Here is a 25,432-nt window from a genome sequence, read left to right on the forward strand (position 1 = left end):
CAATGAGTATTAATCAGCTTTTTATTACCGTTATTTTGGCAATTATAGTCGGTATTGTGCTTTGTATGTCGGCAACTCAAATATTGGCCAGAGTAAAAACATATTATTACAAGCTTACTTTTAAACACGAAGTACTTGAACCTTATACACCGAATAAAAAAAAGAAGGATGAGCAGTGAAATTATCAGGTTTAGGAGTGTGGAATCTTTATTTCTTAGCTAAATTTGCCTTGTTTTATTACGGCGCAATTGATTTTAATGTATTAACCAATGCAGCCCTTGCAGCACTTTTAGCAATCAAATTTAAAAAAGCGATTATTGAAAAGTTAAAACATGTACTTGGTGGTATTTTTGCGATTGTCATACTTTACCAAGACTCTTGGTTGCCCCCAATAAATAGGCTGACAAAGCAAGCTGGTAATGTTCAAGATTTCAGTTTTGGCTATTTTTTTGAACTTTTAGCACGTGTCATCAGTGTAGATATGCTATTGGCATTATTCGTTATTACCGTGTGTTTTTGGTATACATCTCAGTGGTTACGTTTTACAACAATAACAATTGTTGGGCTGCTTTTGATAGGATGGCAAGGAGAGGGTGAACAATCAGGCACAGTAGTAAATGCCTACTCTACAAATACAACAATTAGAAATGAGCCTACTAATCAAGCACAAGTCATTACGCGCGAAAGCCAAACACCTGATCAAAAATTGTCAGACTTTTATCAACAACAAAGCCATTTAATTAGCCATTTTCCTTCGCAAGTTAATGGCGAACTGTTCGATGTCATCGTTTTAAATATTTGTTCAATGGCGATTGATGACTTGAACGCTATTGGCGTTAGTGTTGAAGACATGTTTAATGATTTTGATGTGGTGTTTTCAGATTTTAACTCAGCAACATCTTACAGTGGGCCTGCAGCTATAAGGCTTTTACGCGCAAGTTGTGGGCAAACAAGCCAAACAGCTTTATTTAGTGATGCACCAGAGCAATGTTATCTATTTAAAAATTTAGAAAAATTAGGGTATCAAAGCAGCGTTGTGATGAACCACGATGGCCACTTCGATGACTTTAAAGGCTTGGTTAATCGCTTTGGTGGCCTAAACGATAAACCACTTAATATTGATTCACTTCCAGTAGCGCAATACGGCTTTGATGACAGTCCTATTTATTCTGACGGTGCAGTGCTAGATAGTTGGCTTAAAAATGAAGCGCAAGATTGTGAGCCGTGTGCAATGTATTACAACACAACAAGCCTTCACGATGGTAACCAGCTGGCCAATAAAAAACGCATGAATAGCCTTGAAAGTTACCCAATCAGGCACGCTAATTTACTATCTGATATTAATCGTTTTATTCAAAACCTTGAAAAGCGCGGCCGTAATGTCATGTTAATGATAGTACCTGAACATGGTGCAGCATTAAAAGGTGACAAGGTACAGTTTGCTGGCCTTCGTGAAATACCAAGTCCTACTATTGTATCTGTACCAGCTGCTATTAAATTTATTGGCCCAGACGTTAAAAGCTACTCGCAGATTATGATTAACGAATCGACTAGTTACTTTGCCTTATCTGAAATTGTTGCAAAAACACTTGAGACAAATGTTTTTGGGGGTAATAACAGCATCGCTAATTTAGTTGAAAACTTGCCAAAAGCCCCAAAAGTTGCTGAAAATGCCGGCACAATCATGATGTATGTTAATAAACGACCTTACATACAACTTGATGGCGAAGAATGGTCTGCTTACCCTCAAGGTTAAAAGTAATTTAGCTATGCAGCAGGCTATCTCTGCTGTGTAGCGTGTTTATGTTGTTATTCTTATGTGTTAATTAAAACGCAGACTTGTCCAAAAATGTTTACAATAAGCTACCTTATCAAAGCGACTTAGCGTATTATTCGGCTAATTTAGTTTTTCCTGCTTTGAGGATGTATGCGTCTAGATATTCACTGTGCTGATCGGATCGGTATAGCCCAAGAAATCCTTAATATTTTAGTTAACTACAGTGTTGATTTAAAAGGCATTGAGGTCGATTCTGTCAATTGCCGTATGTATGTGAGCTTTCCAGAAATAGAGTTTGAGCAGTTTCAAAAAATCATGCCTTCTATCCGTCTGATTGATGGTGTGCATGATGTACGCACTACCGCATTTCTCCCTTCTGAGCGAGAGCATAACGAATTAAATACCTTGTTACGTGCATTACCTGATGGTGTTATTTCTATTGATGCTAAGGGCTGGGTACGTTTATGCAACGATGCTGCCTGTAAAGACCTGCAGTTAAGTGAAAAAGAAGTTATTGGCGCTAACATAAATAACCTACTAAAGGGCTTTAACTTTACGCGTTGGTTAGAAGGTAAGGAAGTGTTAGGCCAAACGACTCGGGTTGAAGTAGCTGGCGAAGACTTTATTGCAGATATTTTACCAATTGCCGTGCCACAAGGCAGTGAAGGCGATGTTTTAGCGGGTGCGGTTATTAACATTAAATCGCAAAGCCGCTTAGGGCAGCAGGTCAGTGCATTTAGACGCTACGGGCAAGAAAGCTTTGCTACTATTCATAACTTTAGTACGGCAATGCGCCGAGTTGTGCGCGAAGCACGCAAAATGGCGCAACTAGAAGCCCCTATTTTGATTACTGGCGAAACTGGTACAGGTAAAGAGTTATTAGCTAGGGCGTGTCATTACGCATCTAATCGCTCTGTTAAGCCTTTTATTGCGCTATCGTGTGCTTCGCTTCCTGATGATGTTGCTGAGTCTGAATTATTTGGTTATGCCGGGTACGAAGAAAACGCAGCGCCAAAGCGTGGTGTATTAGAGCAAGCTGATGGTGGAACTGTATTTTTAGATGAAGTTGGCGAAATGTCGACTCAACTACAAACTAAGTTACTGCGTTTTTTACAAGATGGTACGTTTAGAAAAGTAGGCGATGAGAACGAAGTTAAAGTAAATGTACGTATTGTTGCCGCTACTCAAAAAGACTTACCTGCAATGGTACAAGAAGGGGTTTTTAGAGAAGACTTATATTACCGTATAAACGTGCTTACTTTAGAAATAGCGCCACTAAGAGATAGAAAAGCAGATGTAGGACCACTTGCAGAGCATTTTATTCAAAAATATGCGCAACAAAATGGTCATGCAATTCCTGTTTTATCACAAGAGTGTTTAAGCTTTTTACAAGAGTATCCCTGGCCTGGAAATGTACGTCAGCTGGAAAATGCAATTTACCGTGCAGTGTCGTTACTAGATGATAGCGAGCTTCGCGTAGAGCATTTGCAGTTACCAACTTTTACTCATGATTTAGGGTATTTAGAGTCTGATTTTGAAGGCTCACTAGATCAAGCTGTTAAACGTTTTGAAGCGACTTTACTTCGCAAACTCTACCCTGCTTACCCAAGCTCACGTCAGTTAGCTAAGCGATTGGGCCTAAGTCACACCGCTGTAGCTAATAAGTTACGTGATTACGGGATTAATCGAAAAACAGTAAAAGTGTAATTGACTTAAAGAAATTAAAATATGGGGACTAATTTTTAGTGCCCATATTTTTTGTTACCCCATCAATTGCAATCGTCTCAATACCTTCTTCGTTAAAGTTCATTACGATACTGGCGTTATTACGAGTGAAAAAATAGCTACGGCCATTTAGCTCAATAACATAGTCACCTTTTACCGGATCGCTAAACTGCTGCTTTTTTAGAGTGACTGTATGTTCGCCAATTTGCCATTCAAACTCCTCAATAAACCCGTTATTAAATTCTTGAACCCATACTTGGCTGTCATCTTTTGAAAGCGTGATGGCGACAGAGTAAGAGCTAGGAATTTGCTCCATATTGTAACTTTTAGATCCAATAGTGAATTTCTCAGCTTTTTGCTGCCATTCAAAACCAAATTTAAATTCTTTAACTACACCGGTAGGGTAAGTTACTGAGCCTTTACCTGGTAACGAGAAATCGGCAAAAGCATTGTAGCTAGGGACTAATAGGGCCAGTGCAGCGATAATTTTTAGTTTTGATTTCATTAGCTATCTTTTTTATTGTAATAATGATTTAAGATTAAAGTAGAATATTCGTCTTCGCAAGGGGCTATGCTACACTCGAATAAATTTAACTGGTAAGACCTTTATTGTGAACTTATATATTCGACTTTTATTATTATTTTTCAAAATTAAACGCAATAAGCAATATCAAAATCTACTTGATACAGTAGATATTGATTACAAAGCTTTGCCGACTGATTGTGATATTAATCTACATTTAACGAACTCACGCTATCTTGCGATGATGGATTTATCTCGCACGTGGATGACGGAGCGTGTTGGCTTACTAAAGCAAATAATGAAGCGTCGTTGGTTTCCGATTGTTAACGCAACTGCTATTACTTATATCCGCGATATTAAACCTATGCAGCGATATACAATAAGTACTAAGTTAGTTGGCTGGGATCATAAATACTTTTATATTGAGCAAAAGTTTCACTCAGAGCGAGGCTTACATGCTATTGCTTATGTACGCGGTGTATTTAAAAGTAAAAAGGGTATTATAAGTATTGAAGAAATGCTTGAAGTTGCTGGTTTTGATGGGCAAACACCTATATTGCCAAGTGAAGTAATGTACTGGAAAGAAATGTTAGAGCAGAAAAAGTTAAGTAACCTGCCAAATCGCTAATACCCTACAAATGAGAAAAAAGGCCTTTCGGCCTTTTAACACACATTGTAATTGGGTAACTATGTACTACTTCATATATGCTTTAAAAGCTGTACCTAACACCAAACATAGCCACAACAGGGTCAAGCTCAACAGTTGATGTAAGCGATTTTTCACCATTAGCATAAACAGTGGCATCGGTATCAATATCCATAATTGATACCATAGCGTGTAAACCCCAGTTTTTATCAATTTTATAGTTAGCACCTACCTGAGCCATAAAGCCAAACGAATCATCTAACTTTACTTCTACATCGTCTGTTCCTAGTGTTGCTTTAAGTGCTTGAGAGGGTTGCTCATCAAAAAATGTAGTGTAGTTTATGCCTACGCCTATAAAAGGTCTTAGCGCATAGCTTGTATCTAAAAAGTGGTATTGTGCAACCAATGACGGTGGAAGTTGTTTTATATCTGCAATTTTGTTGCCTGCTAAGCCGCCTGCGCCATTTACATCGTGTGAAAACGGTGTTGCTGCTATCAGCTCTAACACCCATTGATCGTTAAATGCATAATCTACGGTGATACCTAGTTGAGTATCTGAATCACCTTTAAGGCCTAGCGTAGGTGCTTCATTAATCGCTGAGCTATTGTTATCAGGGTTTACGTTAATAGCACCAACATTTACGCTAAAGTTAGCGTGTGCAGCTGGAGAGAGTGCTAATAAAGAGGTTAATAATGCGATGCTAATTTGAGTTTTCATGTTGTTCTCCAAGAACTACTGTTTAATTAGCGCTATTATTACCGAGCAATAAATATGAAAACCTGTTCTAGATCAAAGTTTAAAAAGCATTTGAAGCTTATAAAATGTTTTATTGATTTAGATTAATTTTAGTGTCGTTATGCTTTTGTAAAGATTGACATATTTATTTAATTAACAGTCACATGAATATAAGGCAGGCACTGCTTTGCCATAATCTCGTGTTTCACCAAGGGTCTTAATAAACAAGAAAATATGTTTTTAGCAGGGTTCAAAAATAATTTAAACACCCGACACTTAAAAAGTATTGGAAGACTTAAATGCGATTGAGTCGGTTTGTATAATTAAATATAAGCCGAGTATTTTATAATGCATAAAATACTCGGTGCACTGACTTTAGTTATCAATAGTTATTCTAAATAACGTTTAGCTTTGTTTTCTTTAACACTTTTAAGATCGACTAATACCAATCCATCAATACAATTATTAAAATCGGGATCAATGCTAAAGCTTAAAAATTGTACACCGCCAGGGTTGCAAAGCTCAGTATATTGTTTAAATAAAGTAGGGACTTGAGCGCCCATATTAGCTAACACATGTTTTAACTCTACAAAATCTTCTTTAACATCGTTTCCATTAAAAAGAATATTGCATTGAGTTAGCTGTTGCTCAGTTAATTTAAGCTCATTATTAGGGGTAGCTAGTTCTATGCTGCTTTTATAATAATGTTGATAGTAATAAACGAGCATGGCTTTGGCTTGCTCAGGTAGAGCGTTGGACACGCTTACAGCCCCAAATAAATATCTATACTGTGGGTAGTTTTTTATAAAAGCACCAATACCGTACCATAAATAGTCAAGACTCTTACGTCCCCAATACTTAGGTTGTACAAAACTTCGACCAAGCTCAATACCTTGGTGTAGATAGGGCGTCATAGCGTCGGTGTAAGAAAATAAACTATCGGTATATAAACCTTCACGTCCATGCTTTTGTATTATCTGTTGTGCGCAGGCTAATCGATAAGCACCTACTAGCTCTAGTTGCATAGGGTCCCACAGTACAAGGTGTTGGTAATCCATATCATATTTATCTATATCACGACGCTTACCGCTTCCTTCACCTACTGCTCTAAATGCTATTTCTCTGAGGCGTCCCAGCTCTCTAAAAATAGGGGAACTACCTACATATTGATATAGATGAATGTGCATGCCATCGTGTGTTTTACCCAGAAGCTGACATTGCTCAATTGCTCTTTTTAGTTCTTTTCTACACTCAGGCACAGCAATAGGTGTTTGTGTTTTTAGCGGTAGTGTTTTTTTAGTTGTAAGCCTATAAAGCTGTTTACGTATGAGGTTTACAATTTCTTTATCTTTAAGGTTTTCTATTAAGTAGGACTCAGGAGGGATAGAAGCACCAATCTCAAACTCTAAAGATTTTTTGCGCTGCTTAAACATTTCTGTCACTAATAATAAACTTGCCAGAGGCTTATAAATCATTGATGTACCATAAAAAAGTGGACTATTTTTGGCTTTAATAAAAATAGGTAAAATGGGGCAGTTGGCTTTTTTTGCCATACGTAAAAAACCGCTATTCCATTTGCAATCCTTAATGCCGGTTGGTCCTAGGCGCGACACTTCCCCTGCAGGAAATATAAGTAAGGCACCTCCACCTTTTAAATGGTTTTGTATATTACTAAGCTCTTGCTTTTTACTCATACCAGATAAGTTATCAACAGGGAGTAAAAGAGAATGCATTGCGCTGACCGACATTAACATGCGGTTTGCGACTACTTTTAAATCTTGCCTTACTGTAGAGAGTACTTTGATAAGTGCTAAAGCATCTAATGAACCAATAGGGTGGTTAGCAACAATAACAAGTTTACCCTCGTTAGGAATATGTTCTATCTGCTTAGGTTTATAGCGCGTATCAAAATTGAGTTCATCAAGTACTTGCTCAACAAATTCTAATCCTTGTAGGTGAGGGTACGTATTACCAAAGGTGATAAACTCTTGTTCATGCAATAAGTAACCCAAGCCCTTTTTTACTAAACCTTTTACTTTTGGAGAGTTCTCTAGTTGTGGTAAGTTTGCTGCAATTACTTTATCAACACTTATCATATTAACCTCATATTCCGTTTGGTCTATTCGCCATACATGTAAGATTAAAAAAAGGGTGTGACAGTTACTTTGCAGTAGTGTGACTTTTTAAAGTACTAAATTATAAACTGTGAATTGCTAGGAGAATTTATGTCGGTATTAGTGGCTATAACGGGGCGCAACAACGAAAAGCTAATAACGAAGTTACAAGAGCGATTACCAAATACATTGATAGAGCAATGGCCTGATTGCAAAAACGCAAATAATGTGGATTTTGTACTTGCGTGGAATGCTCCTGAGTCTCTGTGGCCGCAGCTGCCTAACTTAAAAGCTGTGTCGTCATTTGGTGCAGGCGTAGATAGTATCGATTTAACATTATTACCTGAACATGTCCAAGTAGTACGTATTGTTGACATGCAACTAGCTGAAGATATGGCGGAATATGTACTTACACATGTCTTAGCTCAAAAATTACGCTTAAAAGAGTATTACATTAAACAAACACAGCAAACATGGAAGCCAAAACGAGCTTTTAGTAATAAACATGTTGGTATACTTGGATTTGGCGAATTAGGTAAAGCATGTGCGCAAAAACTTATAATTAATGGTTTCAAAGTAAGTGCCTGGGCGCAAAGTGATAAAAGCACGGCTAATGTCGAGGTTTATTATGGCGATGAAGGACTTAGCGGTATGCTTTCTGACGTTGACTACCTTGTATGTCTATTACCCCTTACGCAAGTAACTACAGGCATTATTAATCACTCAATGCTCGCTAAGCTACCTTCACATGCTGTTGTTATTAATGTGGCACGTGGTGCTCATGTGGTTGAGCAAGATTTATTAAATGCATTGAATAACGATAGCTTACGCGCTGCTACCTTGGATGTTTTTGACCAAGAACCTTTAACGCAGAACCACCCTTACTGGGGAAATCCCAAAATAACACTTACACCACATTGTGCAGCGCTATCTGATTTAAATAGCGTTATAGACCAAATAGCCGATAATATTGAACGTTTGAATAAGGGCTTAGCACTCAATAATTCAGTGGATAGAACTAAAGGTTATTAGCTGATAGCTAATTAGTTTAAAAAACAGCTTGTTAACATTTGTAATTTTCATTAGTGTAAAAGATATTCTCACTAATAAAAATATAAAGAGGGTGTTATGAAATCCAGTCAGAGTGGGGCTAAATTAAGCCTCGTTGTTATTTCAATTATCGTGCTAGGTGTTTCAGCTTGGTTTAATCAGGCTAACGCTGAAGATAGCCCATCTAAAACACAAACCCAAAGTGAATTAACAATAGCAGATTAACCTAGCTTATTAGGTATTTTCGGTTTTCGTCTTTCTTCTCGTTTCTCTCAACAGTACATGCACAGCACCATTATTGCAGTGGTGCTTTAGTGGCGCTTAATACTGTCCTGATCTAACGTGTTTCTAATATTTTAAAAATTCGCAACAAAAAAGCCCAGCAATGCTGGGCTATTAAATATTCTAAGGAAAAGTTGTTAACTTTGGGTTACATTAAATTGCCCAAATGTATAAACTTTAAACAGGTAAAAAGTGTTGATCAACACTAAACTCATATTTGAAATAACGCTCGACGACATAAGATCTAGGCTAAATGATAAGAATAATAAACCACATGCACTAATGGCGGCAACGCGCAGCAGTGTTATCTGGTTAATAAAGAATGCACCTAAACCTAGTGCAAGTAGTGTAGTATTTAAAAGCCAATCTAGCTCATTTAGCATGGTCGTTTCAATAGTTCAGTTGTTGAAAAAAGGAGCGCCATTATGTTGATCTTTTGCACACCTTTCAACCAAGTAATTTTAAATTTTCAGATTAGTTTTTTTAATGCTAAAAGTAACTGCCAATTGCCGAAAACAAACCATTGTCAGCAATTACTTGATACTTCTGACAGCTCTGTGGTTTTTGTAAATCACTGCATAAATAAAGGGATTCACGGCTAGAATCATAGTTGGGGTGCAAGTTGGAATCAATTAAAGTAGCTCCGTAACCTAAAAGTCCAGGCCAGTAAACACTCTCACTTACCATCCCTAATTTTTTATAGGTGAGCAAGGTTGGTTTTGGAAAAGCTAAAATTATTACAATAACAATGGCCAGAGATATAAATAGCCCCTTTTTTGACTTTGTTTTTTGGCTAGTGCCATTGTTTATGTTTGTTTTTTCCTCTGCGGGTATAGAGCGCTGAGTAGGGCGTTGCGGCTTTCTTTTTTGCGCTGTTTTTTTTCTTGTTGGTGCTTTACCTAGCAACGACTGTTTATTTGGGGTTTTAGACATAAAGCAAATCTGGCCTTTTTTCCGTAGGTCTCTATAATTAAATGAGCAAATTTATATACTAAGCTAATTATTATGATAACTTAAAGTTAGCTTATAGCCTACGAGGAATAAAGATGAATACGCAGCTATCAATTTTAATTGTAGATGACGTTAGCACAGTGCGTAGTTTTTTGAGCCAAACGCTCATGCACTTAGGGATAGATAACGTAAAGGAAGCATCTACTGCCTCACAATGTATTAGTGAGTGCCAGGCTGCAAATTATAATATCATTTTTTTAGACATAGAACTGCCGGACGGCGATGGCAAAGATTTGATTGCGCAAATCAATGAATTAAGCCCTGAGACAAATGTAGTAATGGTATCTGCACATTCAGGTATTGAAAATGTTAAGGATGCAATTGATAAAGGCGCTAAAGGATTTGTAGTGAAGCCGTTTACACCTAAAAAAATAGCGGCAATGCTTAAGAAGTTTTATCCAGACTTGGAAAATGTATGACACTAATCTGTTTAAATATTTATGTCGACTGTTATTAAAGTACGAGATTAAATCTTAGATAAAAAAAAACCGGCAAAAGCCGGTTTTTATATTCTATCAAAAACAAATTATAGAGCTTTAATCTTAGCTGCTATACGGCTCTTATGACGAGCTGCTTTGTTTTTGTGAATTAGACCCTTAGTTGCGTAACGGTCTAGGATAGGTGTAGCAACAGAAAAAGCTTGCTGTGCAGCTTCTTTATCGCCCGCTTCAATAGCAACAATTACTTTTTTGAAGTAAGTGCGCATCATTGAACGACGGCTTGCGTTGTGCTGACGGTTTTTTTCGCTTGTGATAGCGCGTTTTTTTGCAGACTTGATGTTAGCCAAGGTTTGCTCCTAACAATCTTAAAATAAAGCTTAAATTAAAGGCCGTGGAATATGCCTGTTTCTATCATGGATGTCAATTTAAATTTAACAATCCAAGAAAAACTGCACCATATAACGAGCATCAATTTGCCGCTTTAGCAGTTAATATAGACATTGTAACAAAGCACAGACCCCCAGCCTAGTGCTTTAAAGCGATTTATAAAAAAGACTGTGGCATAATCGCCTATCTTGAGGATTTTTGAGTAGGTTTAAGGTGTCAAAAGGTTTATTTCGCTCTGGTATGATTGTTAGTTGTATGACTATGATATCGCGTATTTTAGGGCTCGTTCGAGATGCTGTCGTTGCCAATTTATTAGGCGCAAGTGCAGCGGCTGATGTTTTTTTATTTGCTAACCGTATTCCTAATTTTTTACGCCGTTTATTTGCAGAAGGTGCCTTCGCACAAGCATTCGTACCTGTGCTAAGTGAAATTAAAGAACAGCAAGGAGACGACAAGGTCAGACTTTTTGTTGCACAAGCAGCAGGCACATTAGGAACCATTTTACTAATTGTCACTATTATTGGTGTTGTTGCTTCCCCTGTTATTGCAGCACTATTTGGTACCGGTTGGTTTATAGATTGGTGGCAAGGCGGACCTAATGCCGAAAAATTTGAACTTGCAAGTTCACTACTTAAACTTACATTCCCCTATTTATTTTTTGTAAGTTTAGTTGCACTTAGTGGTGCGGTAATGAATGTGTATAACCGTTTTGCTGTTGCTGCATTTACACCAGTTTTGCTTAATGTTTCTATTATTACGTGTGCAATTTTTTTACATGATAAATTTTCGGTAGGTGCTTATTCACTTGCCATAGGTGTATTTGTCGGTGGTGTAGTGCAGCTACTATTTCAATTACCGTTCTTGTATCGCGCTAAAATGTTGGCGCGTCCGCGCTGGGCATGGCAAGACGAAAACGTAAAAAAAGTACGAAAACTTATGCTACCGGCTTTGTTTGGTGTCTCTATTAGTCAAATTAATCTGTTGCTCGATACCATGATTGCGTCATTACTGATGACGGGCTCAATTGCATGGCTTTACTATTCAGACCGCTTAATTGAATTTCCGCTGGGGTTATTTGGTATTGGTATTGCGACAGTTATTTTACCGGCGCTTTCTAAACTACATAGCAGTAAAAAAAGTAGCGACTTTCAGCATACTCTCGATTGGGGAGTTCGTTTTGTTATATTTTTAGGCCTGCCAGCAATGATAGGTTTGATGATCATCAGCCCACTTATTATTACCGTGTTGTTCGACCACGGTGCATTTAAAGAAGACAGTATTGATCATGTCAAAGCTGTAAGCTTAGGCGTAGTCGCATATTCGGTCGGACTTGTAAGCTTTATGCTAATAAAAGTACTCGCTCCTGGCTTTTATGCTCGTCAAGATACAAAAACACCGGTGCGTATTGGTATTATTACCTTAGTACTTAATATGGTGTTTAACATTATGCTGGCTCCTTTCATTGGTTATTTAGGGTTGGCACTTGCTACTTCGTTATCGGCTAGCTGCAATGCATTTTTATTATACAGACAGCTTAAAAAAGAAAATGTATACCAGTTCTCATCAATGAGTATGCGTTTTACACTTAAATGTGTTGTTGCAAGTATTGTTATGGGAGCTGTCACATGGTTTGTGAGCAGTTACTATTATTGGGCTACATGGGCCTTTACACAGCAAGTAATATTATTAGTAGCGCTAGTGGCTTTGGCAGGTATTAGCTACTTTGCAATGCTATTTGTGATGGGCGTTAGACTAAATACGATAAAAAGTGTAGCAATTACTGAATCAAACTAAAAAAAAGATTATAATCGGCAACTCTGCGGCTTTAATCATTTTTTAGCCGTAATTAATAGCTCGCTAAACAAGGCATTAGGTGGCATGGAGTTAATTAGAGGTATACACAATATTCGCCCACACCATTTTGGTTGTGTGTTAACTATTGGTAATTTTGACGGCGTTCATTTAGGCCACGCAGAAGTACTAAAAGGTTTACTTAGCGATGCTAAAGCGCATAGTTTGCCTAGCACTGTAATGCTGTTTGAACCCCAGCCACAAGAGTTCTTTGCTAAAAACAATGCCCCTGCACGGTTAACGCGCTTACGAGATAAGTTACGTTTATTGAGTGATTTAGGTATTGAGCGAGTTATTTGCATTAGCTTTAATCAGCAATTTGCAAACATGCATGCTGAGCAATTCGTTAATGAGATTTTGATTAAAAAGTTAGGTGTTAAAGCACTTACTGTTGGTGATGATTTTAAGTTTGGAAAGCAACGCCAAGGTAACTTTCACTTACTTGCTAGCATGGGTAAGCAAGCGGGCATGGATGTAAAAAGCACCGCGAGCTTTCGTCAATTAAATGCTAGAGTAAGCAGCACTTTAATACGAGATGCTTTAGCATCCGGTGACTTAGCGAGTGCTAAAATAATGCTTGGTCACGATTATGCTATTTCTGGGCGTGTTATACATGGCTGGAAAAGAGGACGTGAACTCGGTTTTAGAACGGCAAATATAGCCCTAAAACGCCAAGTGTGTCCTGTCAACGGAGTGTTTGCAGTGCAAGCAACGATTGCAGGAAAACAGATTTTTGGAGTTGCAAATGTAGGTAATAAGCCGACATTTAATGGAACTCGTGCATTATTAGAAGTTCACCTTTTTGATTTTGCACAGGATATTTACGGACAATTTATGCATGTGGAGTTAATAAAAAAACTTCGCGATGAGAAAAAATTCGAGACATTAACACAATTAACGGCGCAAATAGCAACTGATGTTGCTGCCGCTAAGCAGTGTTTTGGTTTAAATCAGGTAGCCGATAGAGACGGAATGTAGGATAAATGAGCGACTATAAACATACTTTGAACTTACCGGAAACACCGTTTCCAATGCGTGGCAATTTGGCACAACGTGAACCAAAAATGCTTAAAGCATGGTATGAGGACGACCTTTATGGTCAAATTCGCAGCGCTAAGAAAGGTAAAAAAACCTTTATTTTGCATGACGGCCCTCCGTATGCAAATGGCGATATCCATTTAGGCCACTCAGTTAATAAAATATTAAAAGATATTATTGTTAAGTCTAAAACATTATCTGACTTTGATTCACCATTAGTTCCAGGTTGGGATTGTCATGGTTTACCAATCGAGTTAATGGTTGAGAAAAAAGTAGGCAAGCCGGGTGTAAAAGTTACTGCGAGTGAGTTTCGTGAAAAATGCCGTGCATACGCTAAAAAACAAGTTGAAGGTCAAAAAGTTGATTTTAAACGTTTAGGCGTATTTGCAGATTGGGATAAGCCATATTTAACAATGAACTTTGACTTTGAAGCGAATGCAATTCGTGTGCTTGGTCGAATTATTGAAAAAGGTCATTTGCATAAAGGCGCCAAGCCTGTGCATTGGTGTACAGACTGTGGCTCTGCATTAGCAGAAGCTGAAGTTGAATACCAAGATAAGCAGTCACCAGCAATCGATGTGCGTTTTACATTTGTTGATCAAGATGCTGTTGTTAGTGCCTTTGATCTGGCTGATGGTCATAAAGGTGAAGGCAGTGTTGGTACTGTTATTTGGACAACAACACCGTGGACGCTTCCTGCAAACCGCGCTGTGGCTGTGCATGCCGATTTAGAGTATGCGTTAGTACAGGTTGAAGATGAAGGCGTACAACAACGCCTAATTTTAGGTTCTGAGCTTGTTAAAGATGCTATGGACCGTTTTGGTTTTAATCACTTTCACGTACTAGGGTATGTAAAAGGTGCAGCGCTTGAAAACTTGCAAGTAGCCCATCCTTTTTATGATTTTAATGTACCAGTGATTGTTGCAGAACACGTAACTACTGATTCAGGTACTGGTGTTGTACATACCGCCCCAGGCCATGGTCAAGAAGATTTCGTGGCAGGCTTAAATTACAACCTTGAAGTGGCTAACCCTGTTGGTGCAAATGGTGTTTATTTACCAGATACCGAACTTTTTGCAGGTCAGCACGTATTTAAGGCGAATGCGAGCGTAATTGAAGTGTTAAAAGAGCGTGGTGCGCTTATGCATCACCATGCGCTTACGCATAGTTACCCACATTGTTGGCGCCACAAAACACCAATCATTTTCCGTGCTACACCGCAGTGGTTTGTAAGTATGGATCAGGCTAACTTACGTCAAGATTCTCTTGCTGAGATTAAAAACACGCAGTGGTTACCAGAGTGGGGTGAAAGCCGTATTTCTAACATGGTTGAAAGCCGCCCAGATTGGTGTATTTCTCGCCAGCGTACTTGGGGCGTTCCTATTGCATTGTTCGTTGATAAAGACACCGGTGCACTTCACCCAAATACACAAGAGTTAATTGCTCAAGCAGCAGAGCTTGTTGAAAAGTCTGGTATACAAGCATGGTACGATTTAGAACCAGCTACTTTACTTGGTGAAGAAGACGCCAAGCAATACATGAAAGTGCAAGATACGCTAGATGTATGGTTTGACTCAGGTGTGTCACACGCTTGTGTAGTAGATGCACGTGAAGACCTGGTTGGTCCAGCTGACTTATACCTTGAAGGTTCTGATCAGCACCGTGGTTGGTTTATGTCATCAATGATGACATCTGTTGCTATTAATGGTCATGCGCCATACCGCCAAGTATTGACTCATGGTTTTACTGTTGATGAAAACGGCCGCAAAATGTCTAAGTCACTAGGTAATGTTATCTCTCCGCAAAATGTGATGAATAAACTAGGTGCTGACATTCTACGTTTGTGGGTGGCTTCTACCGATTACACGGCAGAAATGACTGTGTCGGATGAAATATTTAAACGCTCAGCCGATCGTTACCGCCGTATTCGTAACACCAGCCGTTACTTGCTTGCTAACCTAAATGGTTTTAACCCAGAAACAGATCAAGTAGCTGTTGATGATATGGTTGAGCTTGATAAGTGGATTGTTGGTCGCGCAGCTCAGTTGCAAGACGAGATTTTAGCCGCATACGACAGCTACCAAATGCTATTAGTAACTCAAAAGCTAATGAACTTCTGTACGGGTGAGCTTGGCTCGTTCTATTTAGATGTTATTAAAGATCGTCAATATACAGCTAAGAGTGATAGCCATGCACGTCGTTCTTGTCAAACTGCGCTTTATCATATTGCAGAAGCAATGACGCGTTGGATGGCACCTATTATGAGCTTTACCGCACAAGAAATTTGGGAAGCGTTACCGGGTGAGCGTAGTGACTACGTATTTACATCAGTTTGGTACGATGGCTTACAAGCACCAACAAATAGCCAATTTAGTAACGATGATTGGTTAGAGATTTTAACTGTACGTGACGAAGTAAACCGCTTATTAGAAGCTGCACGTAAAGAAGAAGTCATTGGTGCAACACTTCAAGCAACGGTGAATTTATTTACGGGTAAAGAGCTTGCCGCTAAATTAAACGCGCTTGGTGATGAACTGCGTTTTGTATTGTTAACATCAGCCGTGAATGTTACTGAAGTTGATAGCCAGCCTGTAGATACACAAGCTACCGAGATTGAAGGTTTGTTCATTAGCGTTGCTGCAACAGATGCTGCTAAATGTGAGCGTTGTTGGCATTACAGCGAAGATGTAGGCGTTGAGCCTGCTCATCCTGAAATTTGTGGTCGTTGTGTAAGTAATGTTGACGGCGAAGGTGAAAAGCGTCAATTCGCTTAGGAGTTATTCTTAGTGAGCAAACTAGCCCAAAAAAGTGGTTTAGTGTGGCTTTGGTTGAGTCTATTACTTTTAGTAATAGACTTTGCCAGTAAAACACTTGTTGTAGGAACTATGGCTTATCAAGAGTCTATAAACTTACTCCCTGTTTTTAGTATTACTTATGTACATAACTATGGTGCTGCTTATAGCTTTTTAAGTGAAGCGGGTGGTTGGCAGCGTTGGTTTTTAAGTGCAATTGCCGTTGCTATTAGTGCTTTGCTTGTATGGTGGCTAAAACGCTTACCTGCTACAAATAAAGTACTATGCGGTGCTTATGCATTGGTACTTGCTGGCGCTATTGGTAATTTATACGATCGTATTGCGTATGGTTATGTAATCGACTTTATTCACGTTTTTTATAAAGACTCACATTTTCCTGTATTCAATATTGCCGATTGCGCTATTTGTATTGGCGCAGCATTATTGTTATTTGACGCCTTCACCGGCGAGAGTCCAAAGGAGCATAAAGCATGAGCCAAGCTGTAATTGGTGAAAACTCGCAAGTTATTTTCCATTTTTCTATTAAATTAGAAGATGGCTCTGCCGCTGATTCTACCAAGGTGCACAACAAACCTGCTAAATTAACAATGGGTGATGGCAGCTTAACGGCAAACTTCGAAAAGTGTTTATTAGGTTTAACTGCAGGCGAAAGTAAAACGTTTGAATTAGAACCTGAAGATGCTTTTGGTCAACCAAACCCAGATAATATTTACTACGTTGACCGTAGTAAGTTTGGTCCAGAAACACCAGCTAAGGTAGGTGCAATTATTGCGTTTACTCAACCTGATGGCACTGAGCTTCCTGGTTTAGTTCGCGAAGTGCAAGGTGAGTCGGTAACGATTGATTTTAATCACCCTTTATCTGGCCAGCGTTTAACCTTTGAAGTTGATATTATTGAGGTGGAAGGTTAATGGAAATATTACTAGCTAATCCTCGCGGCTTTTGCGCTGGTGTTGACCGTGCTATTAGTATTGTTGAGCGCGCTTTAGATATTTTTGAAAAGCCAATTTATGTTCGCCACGAAGTAGTACATAACCGCTATGTGGTTGATGGACTAAAAAGCCGTGGTGCGGTATTTGTTGAAGAGCTTGATCAAGTACCTGACGACAGTATTGTTATTTTTAGCGCACATGGCGTATCGCAAGCGGTTCGCAGCGAGGCTAAACGTCGTGATTTAAAAGTATTTGATGCAACGTGTCCGCTTGTAACTAAAGTGCATATGGAAGTTACACGTGCGAGTCGCAAAGGTATTGAGTGTATTTTAATTGGACATCATGGTCACCCTGAAGTAGAGGGAACAATGGGACAATATGATAACTCAGACGGTGGTATTTATCTTGTTGAAACCGTTGATGATGTTGTTGCGCTTAATGTAAAAAATGCTGAAAATCTTTTTTACTGTAGTCAAACGACTTTATCAGTTGATGATACTGCTGATGTTATTGATGCACTACGCAATAAGTTTCCATCAATTGACGGACCTCGTAAAGATGATATTTGTTATGCAACGCAAAATCGTCAGGATGCTGTTCGTGACTTAGCTGACAAAGTTGATGTGCTATTAGTTGTTGGCGCTAAAAACAGCTCTAACTCTAATCGCTTACGTGAACTTGCAGATAAAATGGGCACTGTTGCTTATTTAATTGATGACGCAACTGATGTGCAAGAGCAGTGGGTTTCAGGTTCTAAATCAGTGGGTGTAACTGCGGGTGCATCTGCGCCAGAAGTGCTTGTACAACAAGTTATAAGCCGATTAAAAGATCTTGGTGGTACGCAGGTTGTTGAAAACCCAGGCGAAGAAGAGAATATTGTATTTGCTGTTCCTGTAGAGCTACGTTAATTTAAAATTTAGATTATAGGAGAGTCGTTATGAGCAAGTCACTAAAAAATGATGGTTTGCTTTTTTCGGCTCTTTTTAATGAGCGAGGCGTATTAGCTTCGCTTATCGTTTCTCAAGTTATTGCTATTGTTTTAGCCTTTGCACCCAATGTAGAAGGAGATATTTGGCTTCGACTTGGGATCATCAGTTTGTTTATGCATTTAATTGTTTTAGTCGGTACCTCTTCTTTATACTTTTGTAGATTTTTCTTACAAACGCGCACTCAAACTTTTCAATTAAGTTTGTTTTTTATCTTTTTTTTATTATCTACATGCATTTTTAGTATTTTATTTTCCCATTTTGCTTTTGATATAGATGATACAGATAACTTAATTTATTTCACACTTCGCAATTGCATTATAGTGGCTTTGCTGGCGGCTTTATTCGTCCAATTTTTATTAATTCATTTTGAGAAAGAGCAGCAAACTAAAGCGCTTTCTCGAGCTGAGCTTGATGCCTTGCAAGCTAGAATACGTCCTCATTTTTTATATAATAGTTTAAACACTGCTGCAGAGCTTACTCATCATGATGCCGATGCGGCAGAGCAGGCTATTTTAGCATTAGCCGCCTTATCGCAGGCTGCAATGCACTCAGGAAAAAATGTATCTCTTGACGATGAAATAACGCTGAGTAAGCAATATATAGCACTTGAAACATGGCGTTTCGGTAATCGCTTAAGCGTTGATTGGCAAATACCCAATGAACTACCTGCATTGAGTATTCCTTGTTTAACACTGCAGCCATTAATTGAAAATGCAGTATGCCACGGTGTTGAAACAAGTGAGCATGGTGCAGAAATAAAAGTAGAGCTACATATTACTACCGGCTATATAACCATGATTGTTTCTAACCCAATAACAATTTCTAATGCTCAAACTAGGCCTAATAACGGCATGGCGCTTGAAAATATTCGCCAGCGATTAAATATTTATTATAAAAATAAAGCGCAGCTAACAATTACTAATAAAAATGATGTGTTTAGGGTCAAGGTCGTGATCCCTAAGCTAATTGAGGGCAGTGTATGAACGTACTCATTGTTGATGATGAACCTCTTGCGAGATCGCGCTTAATTCGTTTGCTGGCACATGATAAAAGCATAGTTGTACAAGGCGAGGCAAGTAATGGTAATGAAGCCCTAGTACTGGCTAAAAAGCAAACGCCGGATTTGATTTTTTTAGATGTTGATATGCCTGGTATGAATGGTTTACAAGTTGCTAATGAGCTCAATAGTTTAACTCTACCTCCTGCTATTGTTTTTATAACTGCTCACCCTGAGCATGCCTTCGATGCTTTACAATTAAGCGCTGCAGGTTATTTAGTTAAACCTATTTCAGAGCAATCATTGCAAAAGGTGCTTAAGCAAGTCGGGCGCTTAAATAAAGTACATATTCAAAAACAACAAAATGTAAAAATCTCTTATCAGCTAGCTGGTACTCTACGCAGTGTTGATATAAATGATGTTTTGTATTTTAGTGCCGAAGAAAAGTATACCAAAATGATATTCTGTGGTGGAGAAGCTTTACTTGAACAAAGTCTAAAACAATTAGAGTTACAATTTCCTACACATATTTTGCGAATTCATCGCAATACATTGGTTAATAAACAAAAAGTAATTGCTTTGCATTCAAAAGCGAATGGCAATCATATGATTGAGCTACAAGGGTGCAGTGAGTTATTGCCAGTGAGCCGCCGTGAGCTTAAATTAGTAAAAAATTCGCTTTAGGCTTACCTTGCAATTAACCTCCCCTTGATTTAAATACATTTGAGTCTTAATTATCAACGGTGTTATTGAATAAACAGGTTTAATTAACCGTTTATCAACAAATATAACCGCTTGTCTTAGTCCTCATTGATTCCTCAAATAAATAACATAAACTTAAAATCAGATAATTTTTATTTGGTTTTATTATGCAATCACCTCACGTAAAAGTGCAAAGAGGCTTCACTCTGATTGAAGTGCTAATTGCATTTATTATTCTTAGTTTTGGCCTTTTAGGCGCAGTTGCTTTGCAAGCAAAAGCAAAGCAAGCAAGCTTTGATTCTATGCAGCGTGCTGCTGCAGTTGCACTTGGTAATGATATTGTGCAGCGTATCCGTGCTAACGATACCCCGCAAATAGCTAGCCTATATACCCAAACATTTAATAGCGAAGCCTCAACTAAAACCTCACAGACGTGTTTTACAAGCACTTGTAGCGCAGCGCAAGTTGCAGCCCTAGACCTTGAGCAATGGAAAAGAGCTATAAAAGCAAGGGAAAACACAGGCTCTTTAGATGACGCAACTGTATGTATTGCGGCTACTGCAGTTGCAGGTACAGGTGGTAAAGCATTTAATTTAGAGGTCGTTGTATCTTGGCAAGGGCGTCAAGAGTTTAATGCAAATAGTACGACTGGAGACATCAAGTGTGGAACGGCTGATAAAAAGCGCCGTTTAGTTGTTTTAACTAGTTATATTTACCTTAGGAGCTAACATGAAGCAAAAAGGTTTTACACTTGTAGAAATGATGATTTCATTATTTATTGGTGGGTTAATTTTAGGCGGCGTTATGTTTACCTATATAGGTATGAAAGTAACCACTAAAGATACGATGACTATTGGTGAACTTCAAGAATCAGGACGCCTTGCAATTAACATAATGCAACGTGATATTGAGCAAATTGGCTTTTGGGGCACTTACTATGATGATTCTTTTACTTCGGTAAACACAGAAGCATTATCAAACCCGCTAAATGACTGTTTCGAAGGACTAAATAACGGTAGTTTTCCTGATTTGGCAACTGCGAGTAACTTTAGAACTATTTATGCGAAGGTTGCAGATGCTTCAAAAGAACTAAACTGCGTAACGAGTCCAGTAAAAGGTACCGATATTATTCAGTTAAAGTTTTTACAAGGTGATCAATTAACTGAAGCTGAGACTCAAACGAGTGAAAACTATTTCATAGCGGAGCAAGAGAGAGCTCAATTCAAGCGAGGTGAAATTACAGGAAGTTCTGTTAATGCCTCTATTTGGCCGTATAGCCATCATGTTTATTATATTTCAGAGCAAACATATAAAGTAAATAACAAGAACCTAACTGTACCTGCATTAATGAGAAAGCGCTTAGTTGGTGGAAATATCACCACAGAAACTATTATGGAAGGTGTCGAAAACATGCGGTTTGTTTTTGGTCTCGATACAAACAGCGACAATCGTGTAGATACATACCGAAGTATTAAAAGTATGGAGCACACTGATTGGGAAAATCGAAAGGGTATTTTAACAGTACAGGTATTTTTATTAATACGCGCATTGGAGCCAGACCCTGGGGTTAAAATTAAAAACCAAACTTACATATTAGGTGAAGATGAAAACAAGCGTGAATTGAAATTCACAGATAGTTTCAGACGCACAGTGTTTACCACGACTATTCGATTAAATAATGTTGGATCAAATTTATGGCGTATTTAAAACAATCACAGAAAAAGCAGCAGGGTGTAGTACTGATCACTGCTCTAATAATGGTAATTGCAGTGACGGGTATAGCGGTGACCCTTATGAGCAGTAGTAGTATTGATATTAAAATTACCAATGCAGCGCAAGAGCGTGAAGTGGCCGAAAATGAACTTATTGGCGAAGTACAGCGCATGATTTCTGATGAAGCAAATAAAGGTGCGAATAATCAGTTTTTTTTGAGTCCAGATGAAGTCACTTCGATTGCAGCCTCTGATAAAGAAGGCATGGTGATCGCAACACATGATGGTATGCAAAGCAAAATGGTTAATCTAAACAAAGGTGCGCTTGACCTAGAGTGTCCTCGACGCTTTAATTTTACTGCAGGTATATCGTGCAATATGTTACAGGTCGCCACGACAATAGAATATGGCTCTAAAAGTAAGCATGAACTAACCATTGTTACAGGTGTAGCGCAAGAAATGGCTAGCATAAGTAAGGGGATTTAATATGAAATTAAAATTAAACAAAGTGTTAGCCTCTTTACTTGGCTTAACAATAAGTGCGTCAGTTTATGCTGAAGATATAGAGCTTTATGTTAATCATGATGTGGATGTTGAAGAAAAACCTCGAGTATTACTGATTTTTGATACATCAGGAAGCATGGCTTTTTCATCAAGTACAGGTAGTAATTGTGGGCAATATTCGAGTGGAGGTTGGGCTTTATGTTCTGATAGTCGATTAGCTGCAGCACAGTTTGCGATGAATAAAGTTATTACCGATAACGAAGATACTATCGACTTTGGTTTAATGCGCTTTAAAGCCACAGACGGTGGTTATATAGTTAATGGAGTTGGTAAAGATTCTACAATTATACGAAATTCACTTGCTGCTTTACCTGCTGCTGGGGGGACCCCTTTAACAGAAACTCTTTGGGAAGCTTATTTATATATTACTGGGCAAGGAGTTCAGTACGGGCTTGAAGCTTCAATAATAGAGCGTGATACGAGTGTAGAAAGTTCCTCTACTGTCCAAGTTGAAAATCAATATTGTTACTGGGCTGGTCGGGGACGAAATCGCTATCAGGTATGTAATACATATTATGTACCTGAAACGAATTATACCTATATATCACCTTTTGCAGATAGTACAGCAGAAGCTAAACGTTGTGATAATTCAATAAATATCATTTATATGACGGATGGTGACCCATCTGGTGATAATGATAGTGACAGCCAAATTAGTGCAGAGCATGAGAAGTACTTTGGGGAAGGATTAAACTGGAATACGGATAGTTACTACAGTAGTTACCTACACCAAATGGCTAAAATTATTCATGGTACAAGTGATACTACTGTTGATTTATACCCGTCGACTCCCGATATTCATGAAACAGGCCGTTTATATACTATCGGTTTTGGCTCTGGTATGAGCGCGAGTGGACAAGAGCTTTTACGTAGGGCCGCTTCTTTAGGTGGTGGTGAAAACTTGCCCGCAAGTACGCCAGATGAGCTTTCTGAATCATTAAACAGTGCAATTTCTCGTATTCGTGAAGTAAATGATAGCTTTTCATCGCCGTCAGTTGCTAGTAACAACGTAGATCAAACCCGTAGTCGAGATGCTATTTATTTTGCAATGTTTTATCCAGAGACAAATACCCGCTGGGGCGGTAACTTAAAAAAGTTAAAGGTATCGGGTAGTAACATAGTTGATTCAACAGGCAATGTAGCGCTTGATTCTAATGGTTTGATAGACACTGATGCAAAAACATTTTGGCTTCCTGATGGTAAGTCAGCAGATGGGAACTTAGTAGCACAAGGTGGCGTTAATTATCAACTAAGTACCTTAACAGGAACCAACGCAGAAGAACGAAGAACACTATATACAGATAAACAAGGCGATATAGTACGATTTACTACATCGATTGTTAGTGACATTCTTGATTTAATAACTAATAACCCAATTAGCTTATCTAGTTCAGATATTAAATGGGCTATGGGTATTGATGTTGATGATGAAGATAACGATAACGATACCACGGATCAAAGAGATGATATTTTTGGTGATCCTCTGCATTCAAAGCCTGTTGCGCTTGATTACGGTAATGATGATATTCGTATTCTTATTGGTACCAATGCTGGCTTTTTGCATATGTTTAAAGACGATGATACAAATAATGAAGTATCTGAAAGCTGGGCATTTATACCCTCAGATCTGTACAGTATTATCCAACCGCTGCGCAACAAAGAAACGGGTAAAAAATATGGTATGGATGGACCAATCAGCGTTTATTTTAATAATAAAAACTTAAATAGCGATGGTTTAAACGACGGGATTATTGATGCGAGTGGTGATGATGAAGTATGGGCTTTTGCAGGAATGCGTCGAGGTGGTAAAAACTACTACGCACTGGATATAACAAATCCCGATCAGCCTAAAAAACTATGGAGCGCACCAATAGAAGGCGGAAAAGGTGATTTTAAAGAGCTTGCGCAAACATGGTCAAAACCGCAAATAGCCTACATTAAAGCATTTGGTGACAAGCCTTTATTAATTTTTGGTGCTGGGTACGATACAAACAAAGATGCGGTGATTAAAAGTGAAGATAGTACAGGGCGAGGTATTTACATTGTTGAAGCCGAAACAGGTAAAAGAGTATGGGCATTAACACCCGATATTAATGGCTTTAAAGGTAAGCATAGTATTGCTGCAGATATTACCACGCTTGACTCAGATTATGATGGATATATAGACCGAATTTATGCGGCAGATACTGGTGGAGATATTTGGCGTATAGATATGCCAGGCACTAGTACTAGTGAATTTAGTCACTTTAAATTAGCTGAGCTTGGCAGTAATAAAGCAACTGAGGACAGACGCTTTTTTTACAAACCACTCGTTGCACGAACCATTTATAGTAAAGTAAGCGAGACAACCGTTGATGGTGGTACCGTTATAACACGCTTAGATACGCCGTATGATGCAATAGTTATTGGTAGTGGTAACCGCTCAAAACCAACCGGTACCAATGAGAAAGATCAACTGTTTATGATCAGAGATGAAAATACAGTTACTAAATCATATAAAACGAATGCACCGGATACTATTGTACCTGCTGATTTGATGCAAATGAATTCAGACCCATTTGGTAATGCTCTAGATGACGTTGATGATTTTGTTGACTTAGAAGTCGACTTGGCTAAATTTAATGGTTGGAGATATGAGTTAGGAACGGGTGAAAAATCACTAGCTGCTGCTACAGTTGTTGGAGGTGTTGCTTATTTTACAAGTTTCACACCTGCATCAGATACATCGACTGAAAACCAATGTTCCCTAAGTGGTGGTGGTGGTTCTTTATACGCATTTCACCTACATTATGGTACGAAAGTGTATGACGATCTTAAATTTACAACCAGCTATGATGTACCAGATACACCTCAGTTATACTTTGGCGAAGGCCCTTCATGCGTAGATGGTAATGGAGATGGTAAGTGTGATGACAACCCAACAGTTGACGTAACACAAGAAAGTCAGTTTTATCTAATTGGGCCGGGTATCAAAGGTGAAAATGCTGAAAACCCAATGAAGCCTGTTGAGATAAAGGGCCCCGGCTTAACAATTGTTGATGGTAAAGTTGTATTGGTTAATGACAATGCTGTAGGGTTTGGCTTTAAAACTCAACAAACATATATCTATAAACGTGAAGAAAATGACGAAGTTAATAATTAAG

Annotated in this window: 25 protein-coding genes; 19 read left to right on the forward strand and 6 right to left on the reverse strand. The window is 38.5% G+C overall.

Annotation, left to right across the window (positions count from 1 at the left end):
• Window positions 1-2: 2 nt before the first annotated feature.
• The 3 genes from H5157_RS14860 (at window position 3) to tyrR (ending at window position 3,484) form a co-directional block, all read left to right on the forward strand.
• The gene (locus tag H5157_RS14860; RefSeq protein WP_006791404.1) at window positions 3-179 is read left to right on the forward strand and encodes a hypothetical protein; all 177 of its coding nucleotides are present in this window, start codon (window positions 3-5) and stop codon (window positions 177-179) included.
• Window positions 176-1,756, forward strand: a complete 1,581-nt coding sequence (bcsG, locus tag H5157_RS14865) for a cellulose biosynthesis protein BcsG (RefSeq protein WP_182724987.1) — start codon at window positions 176-178, stop codon at window positions 1,754-1,756. Before H5157_RS14860 ends, bcsG begins: the two co-directional genes overlap by 4 nt.
• 171 nt (window positions 1,757-1,927) lie before the next feature.
• Window positions 1,928-3,484: a transcriptional regulator TyrR gene (gene tyrR, locus H5157_RS14870; protein WP_182720533.1), complete on the forward strand. Its 1,557-nt coding sequence runs from the start codon at window positions 1,928-1,930 to the stop codon at window positions 3,482-3,484.
• 28 nt (window positions 3,485-3,512) lie between these two features.
• Here the strand turns inward: tyrR and H5157_RS14875 are convergent, their stop codons facing one another.
• The gene (locus H5157_RS14875) at window positions 3,513-4,007 is read right to left on the reverse strand and encodes a hypothetical protein (RefSeq protein WP_024596632.1); all 495 of its coding nucleotides are present in this window, start codon (window positions 4,005-4,007) and stop codon (window positions 3,513-3,515) included.
• Window positions 4,008-4,113: 106 nt separating this feature from the next.
• Between H5157_RS14875 and H5157_RS14880 the strand changes: the two genes are divergently transcribed.
• Window positions 4,114-4,653 (forward strand): thioesterase family protein, encoded by a 540-nt coding sequence (locus H5157_RS14880; protein WP_182724988.1) that lies wholly within the window; start codon window positions 4,114-4,116, stop codon window positions 4,651-4,653.
• A gap of 82 nt (window positions 4,654-4,735) precedes the next feature.
• On the opposite strand, the gene H5157_RS14885 is transcribed toward H5157_RS14880, so the two are convergent.
• Window positions 4,736-5,389 (reverse strand): OmpW family protein, encoded by a 654-nt coding sequence (locus tag H5157_RS14885; protein ID WP_182724989.1) that lies wholly within the window; start codon window positions 5,387-5,389, stop codon window positions 4,736-4,738.
• 407 nt (window positions 5,390-5,796) lie between these two features.
• Window positions 5,797-7,503, reverse strand: coding sequence for a lysophospholipid acyltransferase family protein (locus tag H5157_RS14890; protein WP_002958219.1), 1,707 nt, complete (start codon window positions 7,501-7,503; stop codon window positions 5,797-5,799).
• Window positions 7,504-7,632: 129 nt separating this feature from the next.
• Here H5157_RS14890 and H5157_RS14895 point away from each other — a divergent pair, with 129 nt between their 5' ends.
• Window positions 7,633-8,553 carry a glyoxylate/hydroxypyruvate reductase A gene (locus tag H5157_RS14895; protein WP_182724990.1) on the forward strand — a complete coding sequence of 307 codons (921 nt, stop codon included), beginning with the start codon at window positions 7,633-7,635 and terminating at the stop codon, window positions 8,551-8,553.
• Between the two features lie 96 nt (window positions 8,554-8,649).
• Entirely contained in the window at window positions 8,650-8,796 is a 147-nt protein-coding gene (locus H5157_RS14900) for a hypothetical protein (RefSeq protein WP_002958221.1), read from the forward strand.
• A 194-nt stretch (window positions 8,797-8,990) separates the two neighbouring features.
• On the opposite strand, the gene H5157_RS14905 is transcribed toward H5157_RS14900, so the two are convergent.
• Entirely contained in the window at window positions 8,991-9,236 is a 246-nt protein-coding gene (locus H5157_RS14905) for a hypothetical protein (RefSeq protein ID WP_002958222.1), read from the reverse strand.
• A gap of 106 nt (window positions 9,237-9,342) precedes the next feature.
• The gene (locus H5157_RS14910) at window positions 9,343-9,786 is read right to left on the reverse strand and encodes a hypothetical protein (RefSeq protein WP_024603734.1); all 444 of its coding nucleotides are present in this window, start codon (window positions 9,784-9,786) and stop codon (window positions 9,343-9,345) included.
• A gap of 113 nt (window positions 9,787-9,899) precedes the next feature.
• Between H5157_RS14910 and H5157_RS14915 the strand changes: the two genes are divergently transcribed.
• A complete protein-coding gene (locus H5157_RS14915) occupies window positions 9,900-10,283 on the forward strand; it encodes a response regulator (RefSeq protein ID WP_002958224.1) in 384 nt (127 codons plus the stop codon).
• A gap of 107 nt (window positions 10,284-10,390) precedes the next feature.
• On the opposite strand, the gene rpsT is transcribed toward H5157_RS14915, so the two are convergent.
• The gene (gene rpsT, locus H5157_RS14920; RefSeq protein WP_002958225.1) at window positions 10,391-10,651 is read right to left on the reverse strand and encodes a 30S ribosomal protein S20; all 261 of its coding nucleotides are present in this window, start codon (window positions 10,649-10,651) and stop codon (window positions 10,391-10,393) included.
• A gap of 295 nt (window positions 10,652-10,946) precedes the next feature.
• Between rpsT and murJ the strand changes: the two genes are divergently transcribed.
• From murJ to H5157_RS14980, 12 genes are all read left to right on the forward strand, one after another.
• Window positions 10,947-12,485: a murein biosynthesis integral membrane protein MurJ gene (gene murJ / locus H5157_RS14925; protein WP_370660919.1), complete on the forward strand. Its 1,539-nt coding sequence runs from the start codon at window positions 10,947-10,949 to the stop codon at window positions 12,483-12,485.
• Between the two features lie 84 nt (window positions 12,486-12,569).
• On the forward strand, window positions 12,570-13,520 hold the full coding sequence (ribF, locus tag H5157_RS14930) for a bifunctional riboflavin kinase/FAD synthetase (protein WP_096793492.1): 951 nt from the start codon (window positions 12,570-12,572) through the stop codon (window positions 13,518-13,520).
• 5 nt (window positions 13,521-13,525) lie between these two features.
• Window positions 13,526-16,354 (forward strand): isoleucine--tRNA ligase, encoded by a 2,829-nt coding sequence (ileS, locus tag H5157_RS14935; protein WP_182715389.1) that lies wholly within the window; start codon window positions 13,526-13,528, stop codon window positions 16,352-16,354.
• Window positions 16,355-16,366: 12 nt separating this feature from the next.
• Window positions 16,367-16,867 (forward strand): signal peptidase II, encoded by a 501-nt coding sequence (lspA, locus tag H5157_RS14940; protein WP_002958230.1) that lies wholly within the window; start codon window positions 16,367-16,369, stop codon window positions 16,865-16,867.
• On the forward strand, window positions 16,864-17,304 hold the full coding sequence (gene fkpB, locus H5157_RS14945; protein ID WP_002958231.1) for an FKBP-type peptidyl-prolyl cis-trans isomerase: 441 nt from the start codon (window positions 16,864-16,866) through the stop codon (window positions 17,302-17,304). The genes lspA and fkpB overlap by 4 nt, the downstream gene beginning before the upstream one ends.
• Window positions 17,304-18,233: a 4-hydroxy-3-methylbut-2-enyl diphosphate reductase gene (gene ispH, locus H5157_RS14950; RefSeq protein WP_002958232.1), complete on the forward strand. Its 930-nt coding sequence runs from the start codon at window positions 17,304-17,306 to the stop codon at window positions 18,231-18,233. Before fkpB ends, ispH begins: the two co-directional genes overlap by 1 nt.
• Window positions 18,234-18,262: 29 nt before the next feature.
• Complete coding sequence (locus H5157_RS14955) at window positions 18,263-19,297, forward strand: sensor histidine kinase (protein WP_002958233.1); 1,035 nt, start codon at window positions 18,263-18,265, stop codon at window positions 19,295-19,297.
• The gene (locus H5157_RS14960; RefSeq protein WP_024596571.1) at window positions 19,294-19,995 is read left to right on the forward strand and encodes a LytTR family DNA-binding domain-containing protein; all 702 of its coding nucleotides are present in this window, start codon (window positions 19,294-19,296) and stop codon (window positions 19,993-19,995) included. Before H5157_RS14955 ends, H5157_RS14960 begins: the two co-directional genes overlap by 4 nt.
• Before the next feature lie 185 nt (window positions 19,996-20,180).
• Complete coding sequence (gene pilV, locus H5157_RS14965) at window positions 20,181-20,741, forward strand: type IV pilus modification protein PilV (protein WP_024596572.1); 561 nt, start codon at window positions 20,181-20,183, stop codon at window positions 20,739-20,741.
• A gap of 1 nt (window position 20,742) precedes the next feature.
• Window positions 20,743-21,720, forward strand: coding sequence for a PilW family protein (locus H5157_RS14970; RefSeq protein ID WP_182712589.1), 978 nt, complete (start codon window positions 20,743-20,745; stop codon window positions 21,718-21,720).
• Window positions 21,708-22,211: a hypothetical protein gene (locus tag H5157_RS14975; protein ID WP_024596574.1), complete on the forward strand. Its 504-nt coding sequence runs from the start codon at window positions 21,708-21,710 to the stop codon at window positions 22,209-22,211. Before H5157_RS14970 ends, H5157_RS14975 begins: the two co-directional genes overlap by 13 nt.
• 1 nt (window position 22,212) lies before the next feature.
• Window positions 22,213-25,431, forward strand: coding sequence for a PilC/PilY family type IV pilus protein (locus H5157_RS14980; protein WP_182724991.1), 3,219 nt, complete (start codon window positions 22,213-22,215; stop codon window positions 25,429-25,431).
• Window position 25,432: the final 1 nt, after the last annotated feature.

The sequence above is a fragment of the Pseudoalteromonas sp. SG43-3 genome (genome assembly GCF_014164385.1).
GTDB classification, from domain to species: domain Bacteria; phylum Pseudomonadota; class Gammaproteobacteria; order Enterobacterales; family Alteromonadaceae; genus Pseudoalteromonas; species Pseudoalteromonas distincta.

Excerpts from the sequence above, each read along its gene's own strand:
- H5157_RS14975 (WP_024596574.1), top strand. The coding sequence starts at position 21,708 with ATGGCGTATTTAAAACAATCACAGAAAAAGCAGCAGGGTGTAGTACTG.
- H5157_RS14960 (WP_024596571.1), top strand. The coding sequence starts at position 19,294 with ATGAACGTACTCATTGTTGATGATGAACCTCTTGCGAGATCGCGCTTA.
- H5157_RS14900 (WP_002958221.1), top strand. The coding sequence starts at position 8,650 with ATGAAATCCAGTCAGAGTGGGGCTAAATTAAGCCTCGTTGTTATTTCA.
- murJ (WP_370660919.1), top strand. The coding sequence starts at position 10,947 with ATGACTATGATATCGCGTATTTTAGGGCTCGTTCGAGATGCTGTCGTT.
- H5157_RS14980 (WP_182724991.1), top strand. The coding sequence starts at position 22,213 with ATGAAATTAAAATTAAACAAAGTGTTAGCCTCTTTACTTGGCTTAACA.
- ribF (WP_096793492.1), top strand. The coding sequence starts at position 12,570 with ATGGAGTTAATTAGAGGTATACACAATATTCGCCCACACCATTTTGGT.
- H5157_RS14890 (WP_002958219.1), bottom strand. The coding sequence starts at position 7,503 with ATGATAAGTGTTGATAAAGTAATTGCAGCAAACTTACCACAACTAGAG.
- tyrR (WP_182720533.1), top strand. The coding sequence starts at position 1,928 with ATGCGTCTAGATATTCACTGTGCTGATCGGATCGGTATAGCCCAAGAA.
- H5157_RS14910 (WP_024603734.1), bottom strand. The coding sequence starts at position 9,786 with ATGTCTAAAACCCCAAATAAACAGTCGTTGCTAGGTAAAGCACCAACA.
- ileS (WP_182715389.1), top strand. The coding sequence starts at position 13,526 with ATGAGCGACTATAAACATACTTTGAACTTACCGGAAACACCGTTTCCA.
- ispH (WP_002958232.1), top strand. The coding sequence starts at position 17,304 with ATGGAAATATTACTAGCTAATCCTCGCGGCTTTTGCGCTGGTGTTGAC.
- H5157_RS14915 (WP_002958224.1), top strand. The coding sequence starts at position 9,900 with ATGAATACGCAGCTATCAATTTTAATTGTAGATGACGTTAGCACAGTG.
- H5157_RS14955 (WP_002958233.1), top strand. The coding sequence starts at position 18,263 with ATGAGCAAGTCACTAAAAAATGATGGTTTGCTTTTTTCGGCTCTTTTT.
- fkpB (WP_002958231.1), top strand. The coding sequence starts at position 16,864 with ATGAGCCAAGCTGTAATTGGTGAAAACTCGCAAGTTATTTTCCATTTT.
- H5157_RS14905 (WP_002958222.1), bottom strand. The coding sequence starts at position 9,236 with ATGCTAAATGAGCTAGATTGGCTTTTAAATACTACACTACTTGCACTA.
- H5157_RS14885 (WP_182724989.1), bottom strand. The coding sequence starts at position 5,389 with ATGAAAACTCAAATTAGCATCGCATTATTAACCTCTTTATTAGCACTC.
- H5157_RS14895 (WP_182724990.1), top strand. The coding sequence starts at position 7,633 with ATGTCGGTATTAGTGGCTATAACGGGGCGCAACAACGAAAAGCTAATA.
- H5157_RS14860 (WP_006791404.1), top strand. The coding sequence starts at position 3 with ATGAGTATTAATCAGCTTTTTATTACCGTTATTTTGGCAATTATAGTC.
- H5157_RS14970 (WP_182712589.1), top strand. The coding sequence starts at position 20,743 with ATGAAGCAAAAAGGTTTTACACTTGTAGAAATGATGATTTCATTATTT.
- pilV (WP_024596572.1), top strand. The coding sequence starts at position 20,181 with ATGCAATCACCTCACGTAAAAGTGCAAAGAGGCTTCACTCTGATTGAA.
- H5157_RS14875 (WP_024596632.1), bottom strand. The coding sequence starts at position 4,007 with ATGAAATCAAAACTAAAAATTATCGCTGCACTGGCCCTATTAGTCCCT.